Here is a 24,380-nt window from a genome sequence, read left to right as displayed (position 1 = left end):
GCGTTTCGGCAACGCGGCGAGGTGCCGTGCCAGGCCCCGCGACCCCGGTCCTGATCCATCCGACACCCCCCTAGTCACCCGCGGCGGCCGCCGCGGCATGGGTGGTCGGCTCGCTGGTCAGCGGGGCCTCGCAGGCGAGCGGGGGCTCACTGGTCAACGGCGCGTGCGCGGCGTCGGCGAGCGACGGCTCGCTGGTGAGGGGCCGCTCGTCGGGTCCGGCCTGCGCCGGCAGGTGGGCGAGCGGCGGAAGCCGTTTGGGGACGGATATGGCGGTGGTGGCGTTCTTGGTGTTCGCAGCCTTGGTGTTCACCGGCAGGCACTCCTTCGTGCGTGAGGATCGGTCAGGACCCGTGGATGTCTCCCACTGTGTCGGTCCGCGCGCCGTCCGCGCACCACCGACAGCGGAAATTCTCCGGTGCGGGACGTGAATCCGTACAGACGTGCCTGTGTCGGCCCCTCGCACGGGAGGTGTTGCGGAGCTCCGCGCCGGTCACCACGCGTCCGGAGCATCGGTCCTGGCGTGCGGGAACGTCGGGAACGCGCTCCGGAACACCCTCCGGCGCGCGCCGGAGAACATCACAGCCATACCCAGTCGGCCGCACCGCATTCCTGGCCGATCCAGGCCAGATCACCCGCCGACGTTGACACCCCGGGCGTACGGATGGTGGGCTCTGGCTCATTCGTACGAGCGGGGGACGACTCGGGACGGGGTGGCTCCTTGCAGACCAGGGGCAGCAAGCGGGCCACGGCCACGGCTGCGGCGGTCGCCGTCATCGGCGCGCTGCTGGGCGGCTCGGCGGTGGTGGGTCCTCCCAGCGCCTTCGCCTCGCCGACCGCTCCGGACGGACCCGCCGCGCCGGACGCGGGCGCGGCGCCCGCGGCGCCCGCCGCACTGCGCGACCCGGCGCCCGTTCCGGTGCCCGCCCCCGTGCTCGACCCCGGCTCCGATCCGGCGCGCGCCGCCGCCGAGGGGCCCGCGGTGTGGCCCCGGCCGCAATCGATGGCCGCCGACCCGGCGCGCGCGGTGCCGCTGGGCGCCGAGGCCGTCCTGGTGCTGCCCGCGGGCGTGGACGCGTACGCCGCCCAGGTGGTCCGCGACGCCCTGCACGGGGCGGGCGTACGGACCCTGCACGAGCGGGCCGACGGGGAACCCCTGCCCGACGCCGTCCCGGTCGTACGGCTCCAGGGGCCGCAGGCCGAGCGGGCGCTGCGGGCCCTGGGCGCGGACGCGGCCGGCGACCTGCCGGCCGGCGGCTACCGGCTGGCAGTGGGCCGCGTCGAGGGGCGGGACACGGTCGCGCTGGCAGGCGCCGGCGACGACGGACTGTTCCACGCGGCACAGACGCTGCGTCAACTGCTGGCCCAGGGCGGCGGGAAGGTGCCGGGGGTCCTCGTACGGGACTGGCCGTCCGCGCCGGTGCGCGGGATCACGGAGGGGTTCTACGGGACTCCGTGGACGGCCGCCCAGCGGCTCGCGCAGGTGGAGTTCATGGGCCGCACCAAGCTGAACCGGCTGCTGCTGGCGCCCGGGGACGACCCGTACCGGACGACGGACTGGCGCCGCGACTACCCGGCGCCGCGGGCGGCGGAGCTGCGGGAGCTGGCCGACCGGGCGCGCGCCAACAAGGTGGTGCTCGCCTGGGCGGTGGCGCCCGGGCAGTCGATGTGCCTGGCCTCCTCGGCCGACCGGGCGGCGCTCGCCCGCAAGCTGGACGCCATGTGGGACCTCGGGTTCCGGGCGTTCCAGGTGCAGTTCCAGGACGTCAGCTACACCGAGTGGGGCTGCGGGGCCGACCGGGAGCGGTACGGCAAGGGCCCGGAGGCGGCTGCGAAGGCGCACGCGGAGGTGGCGGGCGAGCTGGCCGCGCACCTGGCCCGGCGCTATCCGGGGGCGCCCGCGCTGTCGCTGCTGCCGACGGAGTACTACCAGGAGGGCGCGACGCCCTACCGGACCGCGCTGGCCGGGGCCCTGGACGGCCGGGTGGAGGTGGCCTGGACGGGCGTCGGCGTGGTGCCGCGCACGGTCACCGGCCAGGAGATGACCGGGGCTCGCTCGGCGCTCGGGCAGCACCCGTTGGTCACCATGGACAACTACCCGGTCAACGACTGGGATCCGGGCCGGATCTTCCTCGGCCCGTACGCGGGACGCGACCCGGTGGTCGCGGGCGGTTCGGCGGCCGTGCTGGCCAACGCCATGCCCCAGGGCACGCTGTCGCGCATCCCGCTGTTCACCGCGGCGGACTTCACGTGGAACCCGCGCGGCTACCGGGCCGCCGACTCCTGGGCGGCGGCCGTGGCCTCGCTCGCCGGACCCGACCCCAAGGCCCGCGAGGCCCTGGCGGCGCTGGCCGGGAACAACGCCTCCTCCGGCCTCGCCCAGCCGGAGTCCGCCTACCTGGTCCCGCTGACCGAGGAGTTCTGGCGGGCCCGCAGCTCCGGCGACCCGGCGGCGGGCGACCGGCTGCGCGCCGCCTTCCGCGTGCTGCGCGAGGCCCCGGACCGGCTGCCCGCGCTCGCGGAGGAGGCGGGGCCCTGGCTGTCGCGGCTCGCGCGCTACGGGGCGGCCGGGGAGCTGGCCCTCGACGTCCTCCAGGCGCAGTCCCGCGGGGACGGGGCGGCGGCCTGGCAGGCCTCGCAGGCCTTCACCGCCGCTCGTGCGGCGCTGTCCGGGGCGGAAGCCGCCCGGGTCGACAAGGCGGTGCTGGACCCCTTCCTGGCGCGGGCGGCGGCCGAGGCCGACGCCTGGACCGGCGCGGCCCGCGAGCCGGGCACGGTGACCCGGCAGGCCGACGCGTGGACGGTCCAGCTGTCGGATGCCCGGCCGGTGTCGGTGGTGACCGTGATGACCGACCCGCTGCCGCCGGGCAGCCGGGGCGCCGTGATCGAGGCCCACGTACCGGGCGAGGGCTGGCGCAAGGTCGCGGAGGCGGCGGCCTCGGGCTGGACCCAGGCGGACGTGGGCGGGCTGCGGGCCGACGCGGTCCGGCTCGTCTGGTCGGGCCCGGCTCCGGCCGTGCACAGCGTGGTCCCGTGGACGGCGGACGGCCCGGAGGCCCGCTTCGAGCTGGCGGAGACCGTGGACGCGGAGATCGGCGGGGCCCCGCAGCGGATCCCGGCGCAGCTGTCCGCGCTGCGTCCCGGCGAGGTCCGCGGGCCCCTGTCGGCGACTGCGCCGCCGGGGATCTCGGTGCGCCTGCCGGAGACGGCCGCGGCCGCGCGCGGTACGACTGCGACCGTTCCGGTCGAGGTCACGGTGGCCGCGGGCACGGCGCCGGGCACCTACGAGGTCCCGGTCGCCTTCGGCTCCGAGACGCACACGCTGAAGGTCCGCGCCCATCCGCGCACGGCCGGCCCGAACCTGCTGCGCTCCGCCGTGGCCTCCTCCTCGGCCGACGAGACCCCGGCGTTTCCCGCGTCGGGGGCGCTGGACGATTCCCCGACCACCCGCTGGTCCTCGCCCGCGGCCGACGGGGCCTGGTGGCAGGCTGAGCTGCCGGCTCCGGCGCGGATCGGGCTGCTGCGGCTGCGGTGGCAGGAGGCGTACCCGTCCCGGTTCCGGGTGGAGACCTCGGCGGACGGTGTCAGCTGGCACCCGTCGGCGACGGTGGCCTCCCGCGGCGGGGTGGACTCCGTCCACCTGGACCCGGCGGCCGGCCCGGCCCGCTTCGTCCGGGTCACCTGCGAGACCCGCGCCACCCGCTACGGCTGCAGCCTCCTCGGAGCCGAGGCCTTCGCGGTGGCCCCGTAGCGACCCTGCGGGGCTGGTCCCCTACCCGCCCTTCCACCGTTCCCCGGGCTCCGCCCGGACCTGGTCCTCAAGCGCCGGACGGGCTGGATTTGCCGCTGCGCGGCACAATTCAGCCTCGCCGGCGTTTGAGGCGCGGGGTCTGGGGCGGAGCCCTAGGGGGGCCCGGGGCCCGGCTCAGGGGGCTACGACGCGACCGCCGCGGCGGCCACCGGGACCCCGATGCGATCCAGCGCATCCTCCGCCCCGTACGGCTGGAGGTACGGCATCCAGCACGGATCCCGGTGCCCCGTCCCGATGATCCGCCAGGCCAGCCCCGACGGCGGAGCCGGCTGGTGCCGCAGCCGCCAGCCGAGGTCGACGAGGTGCCGGTCGGCCTTGACGTGGTTGCAGCGACGGCACGCGGCGACGACGTTGTCCCAGGCGTGCTGCCCGCCCCGGCTGCGCGGAATGACGTGGTCGACACTGGTGGCGACGGCCCCGCAGTACATGCAGCGGCCGCCGTCCCGGGCGAACAGTGCGCGGCGGGTGAGTGGAACGGGCCCCCGGTAGGGGACCCGCACGAAGCGCTTGAGCCGAACCACGCTGGGAGCGGGGACGGCCCTTGTCGCGCTGTGCAGAAAGGCGCCGGATTCTTCCAGGGAGACGGCTTTGTTCTCCAGGACGAGGACGAGCGCGCGACGGAGCGGTACGACGCCGAGGGGCTCGTACGACGCGTTGAGGACCAGGACGTGCGGCACGGACTGCCTCCTTGTACGCCGGCGGCGCGTGGCTCGCGCCGGGACGATCTGCTTTCCAGTCTCCCCTTACGGCTGGTCGAAGCGCCACCACGCGCCCGTAACGGGTCCGAGGTGTTTTCGACCACACCCGCTTCATCCCCGCGTGAGTCTGGTCTCTCCCTCGAACACGGCAACAAGTCCGGCCGAGTGCCCCGTTAGGGTGGATGGTCTGCCCGCACCACCCTTCCGCGGGCAGGACGCTACATCTGGAGGTACCCCGCCGTGGCCAGGCCTGCCGCCCTGCTCCCGCTCGCAGCCGACAACCCGGACGCGTCCGAAACGATCAGAGAGACCCACGAGAGCGTCACGAACGCCGCCAGTTTCATCGAGGAGAACTGGGCCGGATGGCTGTACCTGGGCCTGCGGATCCTCCTCATCCTGGTCATCGCCTTCGCCCTGCGCTCCGTGGTCCGCAAGTCGCTGACCAAGCTGATCACCCGGATGAACCGCGGCGCCGACGCCGTCGAGGGCACGGCCCTGAGCGGGCTGCTGGTCAATGCCGAGCGGCGCCGGCAGCGGTCCGAGGCCATCGGTTCGGTGCTGCGCTCGGTGGCCTCGTTCCTGATCCTCGGCACGGCGGCCCTGATGGTGCTCGGCGCGCTCGACATCAACCTGGGGCCGCTGCTGGCGAGCGCCGGTGTGGCCGGTGTGGCCATCGGTTTCGGCGCCCGGAACCTGGTCACGGACTTCCTCTCCGGCGTGTTCATGATCCTCGAGGACCAGTACGGCGTCGGCGACAAGATCGACGCCGGGGTGGCCTCGGGCGAGGTCGTCGAGGTGGGTCTGCGCGTCACCAAGCTGCGCGGCGACAACGGCGAGATCTGGTACGTCCGCAACGGCGAGATCAAGCGGATCGGCAACCTCAGCCAGGGCTGGGCCACGGCGAGCGTCGCGGTGCAGGTCAAGCCCACCGAGAGCCTCTCCCGCATCCGCGAGGTGATCAAGAACATCGCCGACACCATGGCCAAGGAGTCCCCGTGGGACGAGCGCCTGTGGGGTCCGGTGGACGTGCTGGGCCTGGACGAGGTGCTGCTGGCCTCGATGTCGGTGTCGGTGTCGGCGAAGACGATGCCGGGCCAGCAGTTCGCCGTGGAGCGCGAGCTGCGCTGGCGGATAAAGGACGCCTTCGACGCCGCGGGCATCGGGATCGTCGGGGGCCTGCCGGCGCCCGAGGAGGATGCGGCCCCGGCCGACCCCTCGGCCGCCGTGGCCGCGCCGTCGGCGCTCGCGAACCCGACGTCCCCGCAGTCCCTGGCCACCGCGGAGATCCCGCAGCCGGCCGCGGGCGGCTCGTCCTCGGGCCCGCGCATCACGAAGTAGCGCCCGCCCCGCACGACCCCACACGCACGTACACCGCTGCCCCCGTAGGTCCGACCTGCGGGGGCAGCGGTGTACGCAGTGCCATTGACACGAGCGACCCACCAATAGGAAACTTACCTAACAGTTCACCTCGGTGAGAGAGAAGTCACCCCATGCCCGCCACCCCCGGTACGCCCAGCCTGTTGCGCGCCCTGAACGACCGGGCCGCGCTCGAGCTCCTGCTGACGCACGGTCCCCTGTCCCGGACCCGGATCGGGCATCTCACCGGCCTCTCGAAGCCCACCGCCTCCCAGCTGCTGGCCCGACTGGAGGCCGCCGGGCTCGTCGTCGCCACCGGCACCGCCACCGGCCGCCCCGGCCCCAACGCGCAGCTCTACGCCGTCAACGCGCGGGCCGCGCACGTCGCCGGGCTCGACGTCACCCCGGGCCGGATCCTCGCCTCCGTGGCCGACCTGACCGGCGAGGTGATCGGCAGCCACGAGCTCCCGTACGCGGAGTCCACCGGGCCGGTCGAGCAGGTCACCCGCGCCCTCGGCGAAGCCGTCAAGGACGCCGGGCTGCACCTCGCCGACATCCACCGGGTGGTCATCGCGACCCCCGGCTCCTTCGACCCCCGCACCGGGGTGCTGCGCTACGCCGACCACCTGGCGGGCTGGCAGTCCCCCACGCTCCTCGACGAGCTCGCCGCGGCCCTGCCGATGCCGGTCGAGTACGAGAACGACGTGAACCTCGCCGCCGTCGCCGAGCAGAGCCTCGGCGCCGCCCGCGGCCACGAGGACTTCGTCCTGCTGTGGAACGAGGAGGGCCTCGGAGCCGCCCTCGTGCTCGGCGGCCGGCTGCACCGCGGCTGGACCGGCGGCGCCGGGGAGATCGGTTTCCTGCCGGTCGCCGGGCACCCCCTGGTCCGCCAGGTCACCCGGGTCAACTCCGGCGGCTACCAGGAGCTGGCCGGCGCACAGGTCCTGCCCGCGATGGCGGCCCGGCTCGGCGTCGAAGCGCCTCCGGCCGCGGCGGCCGGGGCCGGTTCGGTGCACGGCGCCGTGCACGGGGCCGAGTCCGGAGCCATGGTCGAAGCGGCGGCCGCGCTGCTGGCCCAGGCCGCCGCCTCGCCCGAGGGGGCCCACCTGGAGCTCCTGCGGGAGTACGCCACCGCCCTCGCCACCGGTCTCGCCTCGCTGGTCGCGGTCCTCGACCCGGAGGTCGTGATCCTTTCCGGCGCCCTGACCATCGCGGGCGGAGAGCCGCTGCGCGAGCTACTCGAAGCCGAGCTCGCCGACCTCGCCCCGTCCCGGCCCCTCCTGGTGACCGGCGAGGTACGGGAACGGCCCGTACTGCGCGGGGCTCTGGAGAGCGCCCTCGCGGCCACCCGCGACGAGGTCTTCGACACCTCCCGCCGCTGATCCGCACCACCCGCACCACCCGTACGACCCCGCACCACCGGCACCACCGGCACCACCGGCACCTCCCCGCACCACGGCACGCCTCCCCCTGCACCACCACCCCTCCAGGAAGTCCCCCCGCGCAGAGAGTGACTCCGCCATGCCCGGAATCCGCCGCCTGACCGTCGCCGCAACCGCCGTCGCCGCGATATCCGTACTCGCCACCGCCTGTACGGGCTCCGCCTCCAACACGGCCGCCGACGACCCGAACAAGGACGTCACCCTCAACTTCTGGCACGGCTGGTCCGCCCCCAGCGAGATCAAGGCCATCGAGGACAACATCGCCCGGTTCCAGAAGGCCCACCCGAACATCAAGGTGAACGTCACGGGCAACATGACGGACGACAAGATCAACCAGGCGCTCCGCGCCGGCGGGGAGAAGGCCCCCGACGTGGTCTCCTCCTTCACCACCGACAGCGTCGGCAAGTTCTGCAACTCCGGTGCCTTCGCGGACCTGAACCCCTTCCTGAAGAAGTCCGGGGTCGACAAGGAGAAGGTCTTCCCCAAGACCCTGCTGGAGTACACCCAGTTCAACGGCAACCAGTGCACGCTGCCGCTGCTGAACGACGCGTACGGCCTCGTCTACAACAAGACCGCCTTCGAGGCCGCCGGGATCACCGAACCGCCCAAGACCTGGAGCCAGTTCGAGGCCGCCGCGCAGAAGCTGACGATTCACAAGGGGGATTCGTACGAGCAGCTCGGCATCATGCCGACCTACCACGGCTACGAGACCGCCCCCCAGCGGCTGGCCGCGCTGTGGAGCCCGTCGTACTTCGACGCCGACGGCAAGTCCAACCTGGCCAAGGACCCGGGTTTCGCACAGATGCTGACGGCGCAGAAGGACCTGGTCGGCAAGCTCGGCGGGTACGAGAAGCTGGAGAAGTTCCGCACCACCTTCGGCGACGAGTGGAGCGCCGAGCACCCCTTCCACCTCGGCCTGGTGGCCATGCAGATCGACGGCGAGTGGCGGGCGCCCATGGCGAAAGAGGCCGGGGTGAAGTTCGAGATCGGGACCGCGCCGATGCCCGTCCCCGACGACCGGATCGCCGAGTACGGCAAGGGCTACCTCGCCGGCACGATCATGGGCATCGCCTCGGGCAGCAAGAAGCAGAACGCCGCCTGGGAGCTGACGAAGTACATGACGACCGACACCGAGGCGGTCGTGGAGTTCGCCAACGCCATCCACAACGTGCCCTCCACGCTGGCCGCCCTGGACTCCCCCAAGCTCCAGGTGAGCCCGGAGTTCAAGACGTTCATCGACATCGCCAAGCACCCGAAGTCGACCACCACCCCGGCGCAGGCCGACGGCGGCACCTACCAGCTGACCTTCACGGACTTCGCGTACGCGGTCGAGAAGGGCGAGGTCACGGACATCCCGGCCGGTCTCGCCAAGACCGACCAGCAGGTCGACACGGACATCGCGAAGGCGAAGTAGCCCGATGGACGGCACGCTCTCCCCCGCCCTGCGCACCAAGCGCCGCAGGGCCGCGCTGCGCACGGCGGCCTTCATGTCGCCCTGGCTGATCGGGTTCAGCGTCTTCTTCGCCTACCCGCTCGTCTCCACCGTCTACTTCTCCTTCACCAAGTACGACGGCTTCCGCCCGCCCGTCTTCAACGGGCTGGACAACTGGACCTACGTCTTCTCCGACCTCCCGATGTTCTGGCCGGCCATGCGCAACACCCTGTGGCTGGTCGTGGTCATGGTCGCCTGCCGGGTCGCCTTCGGCCTCGGCATCGGGCTGCTCATCACCAAGATCAAGCTGGGTACGGGCGTCTTCCGCACCCTGTTCTACCTGCCCTACCTGGCCCCTCCGGTGGCGGCGACCCTCGCCTTCGTCTTCCTGCTCAACCCGGGCACCGGCCCGGTGAACACCCTGCTTGACGCCGTCGGACTGCCCACGCCCGGCTGGTTCACGGACTCCGCCTGGTCCAAGCCGGCGCTGACCGCGCTCGCGGTGTGGGGGGTCGGCGACCTCATGGTCATCTTCATGGCCGCGCTGCTCGACGTACCGCGCGAGCAGTACGAGGCCGCCGAGCTGGACGGTGCCGGGTCGCTGGCGCGCTTCCGCCACATCACCCTGCCGAACATCTCGCCGATCATCCTGTTCGCAGTGGTCACCGGGGTCATCCAGGCGATGCAGTTCTACACGCAGCCCCTGGTGGCGGGGAAGGTGGCGTCCGGCGTGATGGGCGGCTCGGGCCAGCAGTTCGAGCCCGGGTACCCCGACAAATCCACCCTGACCCTGCCCCAGGTCATCTACAACGTCGGCTTCCAGCGCTTCGACTACGGCACCGCCTGCGTGGTCGCCCTGGTGCTGTTCGCCCTCTCCATGGCCTTCACCGCGCTCCTCATGCGGCGGCGCGGCGGGCTGATCGAGGCAGGTGACTGAGGATCATGAGCCAGACCATCACCCGCGGCGCGCGGCGGACCCCGCGTCCCGCCGCGCCCGGTACTCCGGATTCCGCGCGGGCCGTACGCACCGCACGCCGCCGGGCCGCCCTGCACTGGGTGGCCGTGCACTCCCTCGGCGTCGCGGCGGCGCTCTTCTTCGTCCTCCCCTTCGTGTTCCTCTTCCTGACCTCGGTGATGAGCGACCAGCAGGCGCTGACCCGCGACCTGTGGCCGCACAGCTGGGAGTGGGGCAACTACGGGAAGGTCTGGGACACCCCCGGCTTCCTGACCTGGTGGCGCAACACCCTGCTGTACGCCGGCCTCGGCACCCTGCTGACCGTGGTCTCCTCGGTGCCCGTCGCCTACGCGCTCGCCAAGTTCCGCTTCCGCGGCCGGCGGCTGTCGCTGCTGCTCGTGATCGCCATGATGATGCTGCCGCCCCAGGTGGTCGTCATCCCGATGTACCTCTTCTGGGCCAAGCAGCTGGACCTCTCCGGCACCCTGTGGCCGCTGATCATCCCGATGGCCTTCGGCGACGCCTTCTCCATCTTCCTGCTGCGCCAGTTCCTGCTGACGATCCCCGACGAGTACCTGGACGCGGCGAAGGTCGACGGCTGCGGCGAACTGCGCACCCTGCTGCGGGTGGTCCTGCCGATGGCGAAGCCCGGGATCGCGGCCGTGGCGCTGTTCCAGTTCTTCTGCGCCTGGAACGACTACTTCGGCCCGCAGATCTACGCCTCCGACAACCCTGCCGCCTGGACGCTCAGTTACGGACTGGAGTCCTTCAAGGGCGCGCACCACACCAACTGGAACCTGACCATGGCGGCGACCGTGCTGGTCATGGCCCCGGTGATCGTCCTCTTCTTCTTCGCCCAGAAGGCGTTCGTCGAAGGCGTCACCCTGACCGGAGTGAAAGGCTAATGACCATGAAACTCGCAGTGGTGGGCGGCGGTTCCACCTATACCCCCGAGCTGATCGACGGGTTCGCCCGGCTGCGCGACACCCTGCCCATCAGCGAGCTGGTGCTGATCGACCCGGCCGCCGAGCGGCTGGAGCTGATCGGCGGCCTGGCCCGGCGGATCTTCGCCAAGCAGGAGCACCCGGGCCTGATCACCACCACCTCCGACCTCGACGCGGGCGTCGCGGACGCGGACGCGGTCCTGCTGCAGCTGCGCATCGGCGGGCAGGCGGCCCGGCTCCAGGACGAGACCTGGCCGCTGGAGTGCGGCTGCGTGGGCCAGGAGACCACCGGTGCCGGCGGTCTCGCCAAGGCGCTGCGCACGGTCCCGGTGGTCCTCGACATCGCCGATCGGGTCCGGCGGTCCAACCCGGACGCGTGGATCATCGACTTCACCAACCCGGTCGGGATCGTCACCCGCGCCCTGCTGCAGGCCGGGCACAAGGCGGTCGGGCTGTGCAACGTGGCCATCGGCTTCCAGCGCAAGTTCGCCGCGATGCTGGACCTGACGCCGGCCGACATCCACCTCGACCACGTGGGCCTCAACCACCTCACCTGGGAGCTGGGGGTGCGCAAGGGCGGCCCGGAGGGCGAGAACCTGCTGCCGCAGCTCATCGCCCGGCACGGCGATGCCATCGCCGCGGACCTGCGGCTGCCGCGTACGGTGCTGGACCGGCTCGGCGTGGTCCCCTCGTACTACCTGCGCTACTTCTACGCGCACGACGAGGTGGTCCGGGAGCTCGGCACCAAGCCCTCGCGGGCCGCCGAGGTCGCCGCGATGGAGAAGGAACTGCTCGGCCTGTACGGGGATCCCGCGCTGGACGAGAAGCCCGAACTGCTCGCCAAGCGGGGCGGCGCCTTCTACTCGGAGGCCGCGGTGGACCTGGCCGCGGCCCTGCTGGGCGACGGCGGGAGCGCCGTACAGGTGGTCAACACGCTGAACAACGGCACCCTGCCGTTCCTCCCGGACGACGCGGTCGTCGAGGTGCAGGCACGGGTGGACCGCACCGGGCCGTCGCCGCTGGCCGTACCGCGGCTGGACCCGCTGTACGCGGGGCTCATCGCCCACGTCACGGCGTACGAGGACCTCGCGCTGGACGCGGCGCTGCGCGGCGGCCGCGAGCGGGTCTTCAAGGCGCTGCTGGCGCACCCGCTGGTGGGCCAGTTCGACCTCGCCGAGGGGCTGACGGACCGGCTCCTCGCGCACAACAAGGAGCACCTGGCATGGGCGTGAGCCGGCCCGTTCCCCCGCCTGCGTCCGCGGCGGTCCTCGCCGTCGACGCGGGCAACAGCAAGACGGACGTGGCGCTGATCGCCGCGGACGGCCGCGTCCTCGGCACCGGACGCGCGGGCGGCTTCCAGCCCCCGCGCGTCGGGGTCGAGGCGGCGGTGGACGTCCTCGCGCAGGCCGTCGCCGAGGCGGCCGCGGCCGCCGGGCTGCCGGGGCCCGCGGCCGGGGCCCCGTACGCCGTCCGGGTTTCGGCCTGTCTGGCCAACGCGGACCTCCCGGTGGAGGAGGCCCTGCTCGCGCAGGCCATCGGCGCGCGCGGCTGGGGCACGGCCACCGAGGTCCGCAACGACACCTTCGCGATCCTGCGGGCCGGCCTCGGCGAGGACGCCGGGGGGCCGCGCGGGGTCGCGGTGGTCTGCGGGGCGGGCATCAACTGCGTGGGCATGCTGCCCGACGGGCGCACCGCCCGGTTCCCGGCGCTCGGGCAGATCTCCGGCGACTGGGGCGGCGGCGGCGGGCTGGCCGCCGAGGCCATGTGGTGGGCGGCGCGCGCCGAGGACGGGCGCGGCGGTCCCACCGAGCTCGCGACGGCCCTGCCCGGGCACTTCGCACGGGAGTCCGTGTACTCGCTGATCGAGGCGCTGCACCTGGGCATCGTCGAGCCCGTACGGATGCACGAGTTGGTGCCGGTGCTGTTCGCGGTGGCCGCGGCCGGTGATCCGGTCGCCGCGGCCCTCGTCGAGCGGCAGGCCGAGGAGGTCGTGGCGCTGGCCTCGGTGGCGCTGGAGCGGCTCGGACTGTTGGCCGATGAGGCGCCCGTCCTGCTGGGCGGCAGCGTCCTGGCCGCCCGGCATCCGCAGCTGAACGGCCGGGTGGAGGCCCTGCTGGCCGAACGGGCCCCGCACGCCCGGGTCTCGGTGGTGACGGCCGCGCCGGTGCTGGGCGCCGGCCTGCTGGGTCTGGACGCGTTGGGGGCCGGGCCCGAGGCCTACGGGAAGCTGCGTGCCCATTTCGGATGAACCGTGCCCGCACCGGAACCATCGCGGCCCCCGGGGCGTACTGACGGTGAAGGGGTGGAGCGGACGGGGGGACCGGCCGGGGCAGGACCGGGGACGGATCGGGGCGGATCGTGCCTGATCCCGGACCGGGTGCTGTGGAGGACCGCCACTAAGGCCATACTGCTGCGAAGCACGAAGGACCGAGGGGGAGGTCAGGGTGGCCATCACATCACGCGCGCCCGCGCCCGGCGGCGTCTCGGCGCCCTCCGGGCCGCCGGCGCCGCCGCCCGACGGGCTGCCCCGCCGGGGCACCGCCTGGGCCGAGGGTGTGGAGCGGCTGCGCGCGGCCGCAACCACCGAGCCCGGCCGGCTGCGGATCGTCGGCGCGGCCCTGGCCGCACTGGTCCTGCTGTTCGGCGCGGTGGCCGTCTGGGAGATCTCCGGCCGGGTCACCGCGGCCGACGACGTCGTGGGCCGCAGCCAGCCGCTGAGCGCCGACGCGGCGAGCATCTACCGCTCCCTCGCGGACGCCGACACCGCCTCCTCCAGCGGGTTCCTCGCGGGCGGCAACGAGCCCCGCGAGGTCCGCAGCCGGTACGAGAAGGACATAGCCAACGCGTCCCGGCTGCTGGTGAACGCGGCCGCCAGCACCACGGCCGGCGAGGACTCCCGCAAGCAGATCACCCTGCTGAGCGAGCAGCTCCCCCGCTACGCCGGCCTGATCGAGCAGGCCCGGGCCACCAACAAGCAGGGCCTGCCGCTCGGCGGCGCCTACCTCCGGTACGCGAACGAGCAGATGAGCACCCAGCTGCTGCCCGCCGCGCAGCGGCTCTACGAGGCGGAGACCGGCCGGCTCTACACGGACTACGACGACGCCCGCGCGCTGCCCCTGGCCTCGTTCGGGGCGGGTCTGCTCGCCCTCGCCGCCCTGCTCTGGGCCCAGCGGCGCAACTACCGTCGGACGAACCGCGTCTTCAACCACGGGCTCGTCGCGGCGACCGCCGCCTCGCTGGTGCTGCTGCTGTGGCTGGCCGCGGGGCACACGGTCGCCCGGTCGGGGCTGAGCGAGGCCCGCACGGACGGTCAGGAGTCGCTCAAGGTGCTCAACGACGCGCGGATCGCCTCGCTCCAGGCGCGGGCCAACGAGAACCTCACCCTGGTGTCGCGCGGAGCCGTACTGGCCGAGGACAAGAAGTCCGACAAGTACGACGTGGACTTCTCGAACGACATGAAGGACCTGGACGCGGGGCTGGCGACGGCGGCGAAGCTGGCCGACGACACGGCCGGCCGCGATCCCGTGGCCCGCGCCGCGGAGGGCGTGAGGCAGTGGAAGGGGCTGCACGCGGCGGCCCGGCAGACCGACTTGACGGGCGACTACCAGGGCGCCGTCGGGCAGGTCATCGGCGACAAGGACCACCCGAAGCCCACGGGGACCGCCTTCGACACGGTGGACGCCTCGCTGGAAGAGGCCGTGGTCCACGAGCAGCGCGAGTTCACCCGGGCGGCGCGGGACGGGCTCGGGGCGCTCGACGGTTTGGTGACAGGTACGGCGGCCCTGGCGGTCGTCGGCGCGGTGGCCGCCCTGCTCGGCATCGGGCGCAGGCTTTCGGAGTACAGGTGAGAGCGATGCCGGGACGGGTGAAGCGCACGGGCAAGGGTTCCGGGGGGTCCGGGGGCACCGCGACCCCTGCGGTGGCTTCCGAGGGCATCGTGGCCTCCACGGGCTCCGCGGAAGCCTCGGCGGAGGGCGCCGCCGAGGTCCAGGAAGTACGCGGCCTGCGGCGGCTGACGGGCCGGCTGCGCGGCTGGGGCGGGGTCGGTGCCATGGCCGCGGCCTGCGCGCTGACGGCGGCGGCCGTACTGCTGCCCCTGGCCCAGGCGGCCCCGGGCGGCTCGGGAGCCTCCTCGCTGGTGCGCGAGCCGGCCAGGATGGCCGTCGCTCCGCAGGCACCGGGGGACACCTGTGAGAACCCGGAGGCGAGCCTGCGCCCCAACAGCCTGGACGGCTCCGCGATCCAGCGGATCCGCGCGGCGGGCCACCTCGTCGCGGGCGTGGACCAGAACAGCTTCAAATGGGGCTACCGCAATCCGGCCGGGGAGCTCGACGGCTTCGACATCGCCCTGGTCAAGGCCATAGCGAAGGACATATTCGGCGAGGACGGCAAGGTCATCTACCGGGCCATCCCCACCAGCCAGCGCATCACCGCGCTCAAGGACGGCACCGTCGACATCGTCGTGCGCACGATGACCGTCAACTGCAAGCGGCTGGAGGAGGTCGCCTTCTCGACGGCGTACTTCGAGGCCGGGCAGCAGGTGCTGGCCCCCAAGGGTTCGACGATCACCGGCTACGACGCCTCGCTGAAGGACCGCCGCATCTGCACGGCGGCGGGCTCCACGGCCGAGGCGGCACTGACCACCCAGTCCTACGGCGCCGTCCCGGTCAGCGTGCCCAATCAGCTCGACTGCCTGGTCCGGCTGCAGTTGGGCGAGGTGGACGGCATCATCACCGACAACGCCCTCGCTGCCGGCCAGGCCGCGCAGGACCCGTCGATCGCCCTGGTGGGCTCCCCGTTCACCAAGGAGTTCTACGGGGTGGCCATGAACAAGGACGCCGGCGACCTGGTCCGCCGGGTCAACAAGGTGCTGGAGGACTACCGCGCGGGCGGCGACAACAGCCCCTGGATGAGGGCCTACAGGGACCACCTGGAGCCCGTGCTGCCCGGCGTGGGCGGCCCGCCCGCTCCCAAGTACCGGGACTGAGGCCGGTGTCGGATTCTGAGCCCGATGTCACAAGACCGGAGGCGGGATCGGTGGAGGCACATCCTTTGGGGCCACAGCCTTTGGGGGCGCAGTCTTTGGGAGCGCAGTCTTTGGGGGCACAGCCGGCGGTGATGGACCGGGACGGCGTGGACCGTGCGCTGGCCCGGCTGGGTGCGGAGCACGAGGCCGTCGAGACCTCGTTGCTGGCGCTCCAGGACCACTCCGGGCGGCGGCTCCTGGAGGGCGCCGGGCTGACCGGGGTCACCAAGGAGCGGTGGGCCGAGGCCGATGCGGCCATCACCCGGCTGTGGCGGTACTTCGACGCCTACAGCGGGGCGCTGGGCGCCGCCCGGGAGATCCGCGAGCGGCGCCGCTGGCCGAGCCGCGAGGACCTGGTCGAGCTGACCGACCGGCTGCGCGGGCCCGGGGTCCTGATCTCCGGCGCCGCGGTGGAGGGGGCCCCGCTCGCGGAGCGGTTCTCCCTCGCCGAGCTGGTGTCCCGCATGAACGAGCTGTACGCGAGCTCCCTGGACGTGGTGGTCGCCGCGGACTCCGTCTGGTCGGCGCTGCCCGCCCGGATCGACCTCCTCGCCGCCGAACTGCACCGCACCCGCGCCCTCGCCCACTCGGTGGGGGTCCGGCCGGGGGAACACCCCTCCGGGGACGACCTGGAGGCCATCACGGCCGAGCTGGCGGACCTGCGGGCCCGGGTGATCGAGGACCCGCTGGCGTTCTGGTTCGCGGTGGCCGGGAGCTCCGCGCCGGGTGGCGGCCGTCCGGACACCGGGCGCTACGACCGGGCCGCGCTCGCGCTGGAGGACGTACGGCGGGAGGTCGAGGCGGTACTGACCGTCCGGCAGGACGCCGAGCAGCGGCTGATCGGGCTGCGGGACGTGCTCTCGCGGGCCGACCGGACCCTGGCGGAGGCCCGGGTGGCCCGCGGCGAGGTGCTGGCGAAGATCGCGGCGTCCGAGGTGCCCGCGGTGAGCGGCCCGCCGACGGCGCTGCAGGAGCAGCTCTCGGCGGCGGCCGAGTACCGGCGCCGGGCCCAGTGGCACCGGCTGTCGCCGCTGCTGGAGTCCTTGGAGGAGCGGGCCGAGGAGGAATTGCGCCGGGCCCGCGAATCGTTGACCGCGGTGACGGCTCCGCTGGCCGTGCGCGCGGAGCTGCGCGGAAGGCTCGACGCCTACAGGGCGAAGGTGGCCCGGCTCGGCATGGCGGAGGATCCGCTGCTGATGGAGCGGTACGACACCGCCCGGCGGATGCTGTGGAGCGCTCCGTGCGATCTGCGGGCCGCCGAGCAGGCGGTGCTGCGCTACCAGTGGGCGACGGCCGAGGCGTTGCCGTCACCGCAGCAGGACCAGGGGTACCAGCAGGATCAGCAGGGGCACCGACCGGTGCACGAGTGGCCCGACGGGCCGAGGGAGGGGGACGCGTGAGTCTGATCGGAACGGCGTGCATGCGCCCCGGCTGCCCGGGGACGTACGAGGACATGGGCGGCGGCGAGGTCTACTGCGGCACCTGCGGGCTCGCGCCGGCCGGCGCCGTCGCGGCGGGCGCCGAGGAGCTGGTGTCCGTACCGACGGCGATGACGAGCGCGGCGCGCCACGGCGACTCGCAGGGGTCGCACGGATCCCAGAGCTCGCACGGGTCCGGGCGGTCCTCGTCCTCCTCCTCGCGGGCTTCCCGCTCGTCGAGGTCGTCTTCCTCCCGGCGTTCCGTGTCGGGACGGCTCTCGCGCGCCCTCTCGGGGGCCGCGTCCACCCGGTCGGTGTCGGTGCGCAGTTCGGGTTCGGCCGCCTCGGGGTCGGGCCGCGGCCGCCTGGGCGCCGGGCTGGTCAACGTACCGGAGGTGCCTCGTCCGGATCCTTCGGCGGCGGTGCTGGAGAACCCGGAGGTCCCGGAGCGCAAGCGGTTCTGCTCTCGGTCGGACTGCGGGGCGCCGGTGGGGCGGGCCCGCGGGGAGCGGCCGGGACGGACGGAAGGTTTCTGTACCAAGTGCGGACACCCGTACTCCTTCGTGCCCAAGCTGCGCGCGGGCGACCTCGTCCACGGCCAGTACGAGGTCGCGGGCTGCCTCGCGCACGGCGGGCTGGGCTGGGTCTACCTCGCGGTGGACCGGGCCGTGTCGGACCGGTGGGTGGTGCTCAAGGGCCTGCTGGACACAGGGGACCAGGACGCGATGGCGGCCGCGATCTCGGAGCGGCGCTTCCTCGCGGAGATCGAGCACTCCAACATCGTGCGGATCTACAACTTCGTGGAGCACCTGGACCAGCGGACCGGTTCGCTGGACGGGTACATCGTCATGGAGTACGTCGGCGGCAAATCCCTCAAGGAGATCGCCAACGAGCGGCGCAGGCCGGACGGCCGCCGCGACCCGCTGCCGGTGGAGCAGGCGTGCGCGTACGGCATCGAGGCGCTGGAGGCGCTCGGCCACCTGCACACGAGGAACCTCCTCTACTGCGACTTCAAGGTCGACAACGCCATCCAGCAGGCCGACCAGCTGAAGCTGATCGACATGGGCGCGGTCCGGCGGATGGACGACGAGGAGTCGGCCATCTACGGCACCGTCGGCTACCAGGCGCCGGAGGTGGCGGAGCTCGGCCCGTCGGTCGCCTCGGACCTGTACACGGTGGCGCGCACGCTGGCCGTGCTGACCTTCGACTTCCAGGGCTACACGAACGTGTTCGTGGACTCGCTGCCGGACCCGGAGCACATCGAGGTGTTCGGGCGGTACGAGTCCTTCTACCGGCTGCTGGTACGGGCCACCGACCCGGATCCGGGACGGCGCTTCGCGTCCGCGCAGGAGATGGCGGACCAGCTGACGGGGGTGCTGCGCGAGGTCGTCGCGCTCCAGACGGGCCGCCCGAGGCCGCAGGTCTCCACCCTCTTCGGCCCCGAACTGCGGGTGCCGGACGACCGGCTGTTCACCGACGACAAGTCGGGCGCACACGTGTCCCGGCTGGGCGAGCGGCCCGTGAAGCGGGGGCGGACGGGGCGGGGTCCGGCCCCGTCGCGGGTCCCGGCCGCCGTCCCGGGACCGGGACCGGCCCCGGCTCCTGATCCGGCCTCCGCGGCTGCGGGGGGTCCCGCCGCTCCTTCGGCTTCGCCGATCACGGGGTACGGCACGACCGGGCTGGTCACCACGGCGACGCACCGCGCCGCCGGTCCCGGCGTGCCGGCCCCGCGCCGGGCACCGGCGGCCGCACCGCTGCCGCCCGTCGAAATCACCGCCGCGCGGCGGCCGGAGGCGTCCACGCTGGACACCCGCGAGGCCGCGCTGGCGCTGCCCGTGCCGCTGGTCGACGCCGGGGACCCCAACGCCGGTTTCCTGGCGGGTCTGCTGGCCTCCGCGCCGGCCGACCTGCTGACCGCGCTCGGCTCGGCGCCCGCCGAGTCCGCGGAGCTGCGGCTGCGGGAGCTGCGGGCCCGGATCGAACTGGGCGGCGCCGACGCGCCGCTCGTCGCCGACGCGCTGGCCCGGCTGGAGGTGCGGCACCCCGACGACTGGCGCGTGGTGTGGGCCCGCGGCATCTCCTCGCTGGCCGTCGGGGAGGACGAGACGGCGGCCCTGTCCTTCGACGCCGTCTACGACGCCTTCCCCGGCGAACCGGCGCCGAAGCTGGCGCTGGGGCTGTGCGCGGAGGTGCTGGGGCAGCTGGACAACGCCGCCGAGTACTACCGGCTGGTGTGGGCCACGGATCCGGGTTTCGTCGGGGCGGCGTTCGGGCTGGCCCGGGTGCAACTGGCCGCCGGGGACCGGGCCGGAGCCGTGCGCACGCTGGAATCCGTCCCGGAGGCCTCGATCCACCACACCGCCGCGCGGGTGGCGGCAGTACGGGCACGCCTGCGCGACCGGTCTCCCCAGGAGGCACTGCTGCCCGATCTGACGGCGGCCGCGGCGCAGGTGGAAGCCCTGGGGCGGTTCGGCCTGGACTCGGTGCGCCACGAGCGGCTCAGGGCGGAAGTTCTGGGCTCGGCGCTGGACTGGGTACTGTCGGGTAGCCGGGGTTCCGACTCCGGCCCTACCTCGCTGCTCGGCTGCCAACTGGAGGAGCGGGGGCTGCGCTTCGGCCTGGAGCGCTCGTTCCGCGTGCTGGCTCGGCTGGCGCAGCGGGGCGAGGAGAGGATCGAACTGGTGGAGCGGGCAAACCGTTTCCGTCCCCGGACGTGGGTGTGATTGATGTCGATGCATCGGCTGTCGGGCTGCCCCAGCTGCGCGGAACCGCTGGAGGAGGGTGACCGTTTCTGCGGCCTCTGCGGCTACGCCCTCACCACCCCGGCTCCCACGGAGCCCGGCCCCCCGGAACGAACGGCACCCCCGACGCCCCCGTCGGGCTCGGCGTACGCGACCCCGGCAGCTCCGGGCGTCCCACCCGCGGCCGGCCCGGCCACGCCGGTGTTCCCGGCAGGCTCGGCGTACGCGACCCCGGCGGCTCCGGGCTCCCCGGCGGGCCCGGCGCACACGGCTCCGGTGGCCCCGGCTGCGCCGGTCAGCCCGGCGGGCTCGGCGCCTCCGGTGGCCTCGGCCTTCCCTGCCCCGGCAGGGGCGGATCAGGCTGCGGCCGCTCATGCGGGCACCACCCCGGCGGGCGGGATCCCGGCCGCGCGCGGGCTCCCGTCGTCCGAGGAGGACCTCGCGCCCCGGCACTCCGGTGGCTACGCCGAGCCCGCGGCCCCCGGGTACGCCGGCGAGGCCGCGCCCGGCTGGGGCAGCGTCTCCACGGCCGCCCCCACCCTGGTGTCGGGCTCCACCGGCTGGTCCGACCCCGGTCCCCTGGCCGGCCCGCACGGCACGCCTCCGGCCCCGGAGAGCCCGTACGGCGCGCCCCCGCAGGGTCGCCACCCCGCGGACACCGCCCCCTACGGCGCGAGCACGCAGGGCACGGGTTCCGCGGGCGGAGCCGCGTACGGCGGCCACGACGGCCACGACGCGTACGGCACCCCGGGCCCCGGCGAGTACGCCTCCCCCTACGACCACCCCGCGCAGCAGGGGGAGCACCCCGGCGGCGAGACCCCGTACGGCGCCGCGCCCGGCGGCCACGACCCGGCCGGGCACGGTACCGACCCCCAGGGCCCCGGCCCGGGGCACGAAGCCCCGTACGGCGACCCCTCCTCGCAGGGGCACGCCCCCGGCGGCGAAGCCCCGTTCGGCAGCTCCACCCCGCAGGGCCACCACCCCGAGGGCGAAGCCCCGTACGGTGGCGCCCCCGCAGAGCAGGGGCCCGCCCCGCAGGGGGACGCCGGCGGGAAGACCTGTGTGGCCTGCCGGGCCGGGCGGGTGGACACCGACGGGTACTGCGAGCACTGCGGGCACGCGCAGCCCCGGGAGCGGGACCACCTCGAAGAGGAGCTCGGGAGCGTCGCCGCCGTCAGTGACCGCGGGCTGCGCCACCACCGCAACGAGGACTCCTTCGCCGTCGCGGCCACCGCGCTGCCCGACGGCTCCGCCGCCACCGTGGCCATCGTCTGCGACGGCGTCTCCTCCGCCAGCCGCCCCGACGAGGCCTCCGCGGCGGCCGCCGGAGCCGCCAACGAGGCGCTGCTCGACGCCCTCCCCCGCGGCGCCCACCCCCAGGAGGCCATGCACGAGGCGATCCTGGCGGCCGCCGCCGCCGTGAACGCCCTCGCCCCCGAGGTGCCGGGCGCCCAGAACGCCCCCGCCTGCACCCTGGTCGGCGCCGTGGTCAGCCGCGGCCTGCTGACCATCGGCTGGGTCGGCGACAGCCGCGCGTACTGGGTCCCCGACGACCGCGCCGCTCTGCCCCGCCGCCTCACCGAGGACGACTCCTGGGCCGCCCAGATGGTCGCGGCGGGCCTGATGGGCGAGGCCGAGGCCTACGCGGACGTCCGCGCGCACGCCATCACCGGCTGGCTCGGGGCCGATGCCTACGACCTGGAACCGCACACCGCCACCTTCAAGCCCGACCACGACGGCGTGGTCGTGGTCTGCACCGACGGACTGTGGAACTACGCCGAGTCCGCCCGCGACATGGCCCAGGTCCTCCCCCAGGACGCCGCCGTCCGGCCCCTGCACAGTGCGCAGGTCCTGGTGGGGCACGCCCTCGACGGCGGCGGGCACGACAACGTCACCGTGGCCGTCGTCCCCTTCGCCGCGACCCCGCCGACCCCGCCCGCCGGCGCCGTAGGCCCCGCCGCCCCGCAGGCCCAGGCCTGATCCCCGTCCTCGAGGAGTAGCGACCGATGGCGAACTTCGCCAAGCCGAGCGCCCCCCGCTTCAGCGTGGAGGTGTACCAGAACGAGTTCCTCGCCGAGGGCGCCCGCGACGTCCACGCGATCGTCACGGTCACGTCCACCGGCGGAGCCACGGCCACCCGGACGGCCGTCGCCCCGGGCGGCGCCGCCGTGGTGATCATGGTCGACTGTTCCGGCTCCATGGAGTACCCGCCCGACAAGATGCGCGGCGCCCGCGAGGCCACGGCCGCCGCCGTCGACACCCTCCGCGACGGCACCGCCTTCGCGGTGATCGCCGGTACCCACGTGGCCAAGGAGGTGTTCCCCCGCCGGGGGCACCTGGCCATCGCCGATGCGACCACCCGCGCCCAGGCCAAGGAGGCCCTGCGCGGCCTCTCCTCCGGCGGCGGCACTGCCATCGGCACCTGGCTGCGCCTCGCCGACGGCCTGCTGCGCGGGTCCACCGCGGCGATCCGGCACGGGATCCTGCTCACCGACGGCCGCAACGAGCACGAGGACCCGGCCGTGCTCCGGGCCACGCTCGACGCCTGCGCGGGCCGTTTCACCTGTGACGCCCGCGGCGTGGGAACCGACTGGGAGGTCAAGGAGGTCACCGGCATCGCGAGCGCGCTGCTCGGCACGGCCGACATCGTGGCCGATCCGGCCCGGCTGAGCGCCGACTTCACGCACATGATGGAGGCGGTCATGGGCAAGGAAGTGGCGGACGTCTCACTGCGCCTGTGGACCCCGGTCGGCGCGGAGATCATGTACGTCAAGCAGGTCGCTCCCGCCGTGCAGGACCTGACCGGCCGCCGCACGGAGGCGTCCCCGCGCGCCGGGGACTATCCGACGGGTTCCTGGGGCGACGAGTCCCGCGAGTACCACGTGTGCGTACGGGTCCCGGGCGCGGCCGTCGGCCAGGAGATGCTCGCCGCCCGCGCCGCCCTCGTCATGCCGGGGGCCCCCGGCGAGGCCCCGGCCGTTCTCGCCCAGGGCCTGGTCCGCGCCGTCTGGACGGACGATCTCGCCTCGTCCACCGCCATCAACCCCCAGGTGGCCCACTACACGGGACAGGCGGAGCTCGCACAGGCCATCCAGCAGGGTCTGGAGGCCCGCAAACTGGGGGACGTCGGCGGCGCCACGGCCAAGCTCGGCCGGGCCGTGCAGCTGGCGAGCTCCTCGGGCAACGCCGACACCGCCAAGCTGCTCGCGAAGGTGGTGGATGTCGTCGATGCGGCGGCGGGTACTGTGCGCCTGAAGGCAAAGGTCGCCGACGCGGACGAGATGACACTAGAAACGCGTTCCACTCAAACCGTTCGAGTGCGAAAATCTTGACGTAGAGCTTGACGCTCTGATCAGGCGCGGACCAGGCGCCGATCAGATGCCATGAAGAAGCAGCAGAAGCAGACCCTGCCTCGTTGACGCAGGAAGAAGGAGGAAGCGCCGCGATGCCGACCTGCCCGAACGGGCACCAGTCCGCCTCCGACGACTGGTGCGAGGTCTGCGGCCACCGCATGGCCGCCCCTACGGGCACCCCCGGGGCGCCCTCCTACGGCTACGGCTACCCTCCGTCCGGCGAGCCGACGGCACAGGCCGAGCTCTGCCCGCAGTGCCGGACCCCGCGCGAGGCCATGGCCCCGTTCTGCGAGGAGTGCCGGTACAACTTCCTGACCCGTACGGCGACCTCGTACGCACCGCTCTCCCCGGACATGCCCCCGCCGCCGCAGCCCCCTTCCCCGGGCGCGCCCGCGGCCCCGCCGGCGTACTCCCAGGACCACTTCGACTACCAGGGCTCGCGGCCCTCCCGGGTCAACCGCCCGGCCGAGCCGCTGCAGCGCGATGACGACTGGATGCTGCCGCCTCCGGCGCGCCAGGACTTCCAGCAGCCCCCGTACCAGCAGCAGCCGCCGCCCCCGCAGCAGCAGCACCAGCAGCACCAGGCGCAGCAGCACCAGCAGGCACAGCAGCCTCCGCCGCCGTACCAGCAGCAGCCCTCCCGGACCGGGCAGTACCAGCCGCCCCAGCCGCCTCCGCACCACCAGCAGCAGCATCAGGCGCCGCAGGCCCACCCGCCGTACCAGCAGCCCTACCAGCCCCAGGGCGGCGCGGCCTGGACCGCGACCATCGGTCCGGACCGCACGTACTTCATGGCGATGATGCAGCGCAGCGGCCCCGAGGCGGCGGGGCTCGACCTGCCCGCGTACTCCCCCGAGCAGCACCTCCCGCTCGCCGGCGGCCAGATCACCATCGGCCGCCGCCGCGCCTCGACGGGCGAGTCCCCCGACATCGATCTGTCGGTGCCCCCGGAGGACCCGGGCGTCTCGCACCAGCACGCGGTGCTCGTCCAGCAGCCGGACGGCAGCTGGGCCGTGGTGGACCAGAACTCCACCAATGGCACCACGATCAACAACGGCGACGAGTCGATCCAGCCCTACGTGCCGGTTCCGCTCGCCGACGGCGACCGGGTCCACGTCGGCGCCTGGACCACGATCACCGTCCGGCGCGGCTGACCGGGCGCGCACCCCGGTCCTGAACGCGGCGAAGCCCCCCCTGTGTGACCGGT

At 73.9% G+C, this 24,380-nt stretch carries 17 protein-coding genes; 15 read left to right on the top strand and 2 right to left on the bottom strand.

Annotated elements, in window-relative coordinates; translation table 11 throughout:
- Positions 1 to 70: 70 nt before the first annotated feature.
- Positions 71 to 268 carry a hypothetical protein gene (locus ACFVX6_RS29895; protein WP_389696707.1) on the bottom strand — a complete coding sequence of 66 codons (198 nt, stop codon included), beginning with the start codon at positions 266 to 268 and terminating at the stop codon, positions 71 to 73.
- Positions 269 to 718: 450 nt separating this feature from the next.
- Here ACFVX6_RS29895 and ACFVX6_RS29890 point away from each other — a divergent pair, with 450 nt between their 5' ends.
- Positions 719 to 3,748, top strand: coding sequence for a beta-N-acetylglucosaminidase domain-containing protein (locus ACFVX6_RS29890; RefSeq protein WP_389696675.1), 3,030 nt, complete (start codon positions 719 to 721; stop codon positions 3,746 to 3,748).
- A gap of 182 nt (positions 3,749 to 3,930) precedes the next feature.
- On the opposite strand, the gene ACFVX6_RS29885 is transcribed toward ACFVX6_RS29890, so the two are convergent.
- Complete coding sequence (locus tag ACFVX6_RS29885; protein WP_266877654.1) at positions 3,931 to 4,485, bottom strand: HNH endonuclease; 555 nt, start codon at positions 4,483 to 4,485, stop codon at positions 3,931 to 3,933.
- A 261-nt stretch (positions 4,486 to 4,746) separates the two neighbouring features.
- Between ACFVX6_RS29885 and ACFVX6_RS29880 the strand changes: the two genes are divergently transcribed.
- The 14 genes from ACFVX6_RS29880 (at position 4,747) to ACFVX6_RS29815 (ending at position 24,327) form a co-directional block, all read left to right on the top strand.
- Entirely contained in the window at positions 4,747 to 5,844 is a 1,098-nt protein-coding gene (locus ACFVX6_RS29880) for a mechanosensitive ion channel family protein (RefSeq protein WP_389696673.1), read from the top strand.
- A gap of 152 nt (positions 5,845 to 5,996) precedes the next feature.
- Positions 5,997 to 7,244, top strand: coding sequence for an ROK family transcriptional regulator (locus tag ACFVX6_RS29875; RefSeq protein WP_389696671.1), 1,248 nt, complete (start codon positions 5,997 to 5,999; stop codon positions 7,242 to 7,244).
- Between the two features lie 139 nt (positions 7,245 to 7,383).
- A complete protein-coding gene (locus ACFVX6_RS29870; protein ID WP_389696669.1) occupies positions 7,384 to 8,718 on the top strand; it encodes an ABC transporter substrate-binding protein in 1,335 nt (444 codons plus the stop codon).
- A 4-nt stretch (positions 8,719 to 8,722) separates the two neighbouring features.
- On the top strand, positions 8,723 to 9,673 hold the full coding sequence (locus ACFVX6_RS29865) for a carbohydrate ABC transporter permease (protein ID WP_389696667.1): 951 nt from the start codon (positions 8,723 to 8,725) through the stop codon (positions 9,671 to 9,673).
- A gap of 5 nt (positions 9,674 to 9,678) precedes the next feature.
- The gene (locus ACFVX6_RS29860; RefSeq protein ID WP_389696665.1) at positions 9,679 to 10,596 is read left to right on the top strand and encodes a carbohydrate ABC transporter permease; all 918 of its coding nucleotides are present in this window, start codon (positions 9,679 to 9,681) and stop codon (positions 10,594 to 10,596) included.
- Between the two features lie 5 nt (positions 10,597 to 10,601).
- Positions 10,602 to 11,867, top strand: coding sequence for a 6-phospho-beta-glucosidase (locus ACFVX6_RS29855; RefSeq protein WP_389696663.1), 1,266 nt, complete (start codon positions 10,602 to 10,604; stop codon positions 11,865 to 11,867).
- The gene (locus ACFVX6_RS29850) at positions 11,858 to 12,883 is read left to right on the top strand and encodes an N-acetylglucosamine kinase (RefSeq protein WP_389696661.1); all 1,026 of its coding nucleotides are present in this window, start codon (positions 11,858 to 11,860) and stop codon (positions 12,881 to 12,883) included. Before ACFVX6_RS29855 ends, ACFVX6_RS29850 begins: the two co-directional genes overlap by 10 nt.
- 196 nt (positions 12,884 to 13,079) lie before the next feature.
- On the top strand, positions 13,080 to 14,483 hold the full coding sequence (locus tag ACFVX6_RS29845) for a hypothetical protein (RefSeq protein WP_389696659.1): 1,404 nt from the start codon (positions 13,080 to 13,082) through the stop codon (positions 14,481 to 14,483).
- Positions 14,484 to 14,686: 203 nt separating this feature from the next.
- A complete protein-coding gene (locus tag ACFVX6_RS29840; RefSeq protein ID WP_389696705.1) occupies positions 14,687 to 15,622 on the top strand; it encodes a glutamate ABC transporter substrate-binding protein in 936 nt (311 codons plus the stop codon).
- 131 nt (positions 15,623 to 15,753) lie between these two features.
- Positions 15,754 to 17,061: a hypothetical protein gene (locus ACFVX6_RS29835; RefSeq protein WP_389696703.1), complete on the top strand. Its 1,308-nt coding sequence runs from the start codon at positions 15,754 to 15,756 to the stop codon at positions 17,059 to 17,061.
- Between the two features lie 5 nt (positions 17,062 to 17,066).
- Entirely contained in the window at positions 17,067 to 19,802 is a 2,736-nt protein-coding gene (locus ACFVX6_RS29830; protein WP_389696701.1) for a tetratricopeptide repeat protein, read from the top strand.
- Positions 19,803 to 19,805: 3 nt separating this feature from the next.
- Complete coding sequence (locus ACFVX6_RS29825; RefSeq protein ID WP_389696657.1) at positions 19,806 to 21,800, top strand: protein phosphatase 2C domain-containing protein; 1,995 nt, start codon at positions 19,806 to 19,808, stop codon at positions 21,798 to 21,800.
- A 26-nt stretch (positions 21,801 to 21,826) separates the two neighbouring features.
- Positions 21,827 to 23,152, top strand: coding sequence for a VWA domain-containing protein (locus tag ACFVX6_RS29820; RefSeq protein WP_389696655.1), 1,326 nt, complete (start codon positions 21,827 to 21,829; stop codon positions 23,150 to 23,152).
- A 113-nt stretch (positions 23,153 to 23,265) separates the two neighbouring features.
- Positions 23,266 to 24,327, top strand: coding sequence for an FHA domain-containing protein (locus tag ACFVX6_RS29815; RefSeq protein ID WP_389696653.1), 1,062 nt, complete (start codon positions 23,266 to 23,268; stop codon positions 24,325 to 24,327).
- Positions 24,328 to 24,380: the final 53 nt, after the last annotated feature.

It is taken from the genome of Streptomyces sp. NPDC058289 (assembly GCF_042880975.1).
Lineage (GTDB): Bacteria > Actinomycetota > Actinomycetes > Streptomycetales > Streptomycetaceae > Streptomyces > Streptomyces stoeckheimensis.
The sequence above is the reverse complement of the archived record's forward strand: the minus strand, read 5'-3'. Positions and strand labels throughout refer to the sequence as shown.

Excerpts from the sequence above, each read along its gene's own strand:
- ACFVX6_RS29875 (WP_389696671.1), top strand. The coding sequence starts at position 5,997 with ATGCCCGCCACCCCCGGTACGCCCAGCCTGTTGCGCGCCCTGAACGAC.
- ACFVX6_RS29870 (WP_389696669.1), top strand. The coding sequence starts at position 7,384 with ATGCCCGGAATCCGCCGCCTGACCGTCGCCGCAACCGCCGTCGCCGCG.
- ACFVX6_RS29865 (WP_389696667.1), top strand. The coding sequence starts at position 8,723 with ATGGACGGCACGCTCTCCCCCGCCCTGCGCACCAAGCGCCGCAGGGCC.
- ACFVX6_RS29860 (WP_389696665.1), top strand. The coding sequence starts at position 9,679 with ATGAGCCAGACCATCACCCGCGGCGCGCGGCGGACCCCGCGTCCCGCC.
- ACFVX6_RS29855 (WP_389696663.1), top strand. The coding sequence starts at position 10,602 with ATGAAACTCGCAGTGGTGGGCGGCGGTTCCACCTATACCCCCGAGCTG.
- ACFVX6_RS29850 (WP_389696661.1), top strand. The coding sequence starts at position 11,858 with ATGGGCGTGAGCCGGCCCGTTCCCCCGCCTGCGTCCGCGGCGGTCCTC.
- ACFVX6_RS29840 (WP_389696705.1), top strand. The coding sequence starts at position 14,687 with ATGGCCGCGGCCTGCGCGCTGACGGCGGCGGCCGTACTGCTGCCCCTG.
- ACFVX6_RS29835 (WP_389696703.1), top strand. The coding sequence starts at position 15,754 with ATGGACCGGGACGGCGTGGACCGTGCGCTGGCCCGGCTGGGTGCGGAG.
- ACFVX6_RS29825 (WP_389696657.1), top strand. The coding sequence starts at position 19,806 with ATGTCGATGCATCGGCTGTCGGGCTGCCCCAGCTGCGCGGAACCGCTG.
- ACFVX6_RS29820 (WP_389696655.1), top strand. The coding sequence starts at position 21,827 with ATGGCGAACTTCGCCAAGCCGAGCGCCCCCCGCTTCAGCGTGGAGGTG.
- ACFVX6_RS29815 (WP_389696653.1), top strand. The coding sequence starts at position 23,266 with ATGCCGACCTGCCCGAACGGGCACCAGTCCGCCTCCGACGACTGGTGC.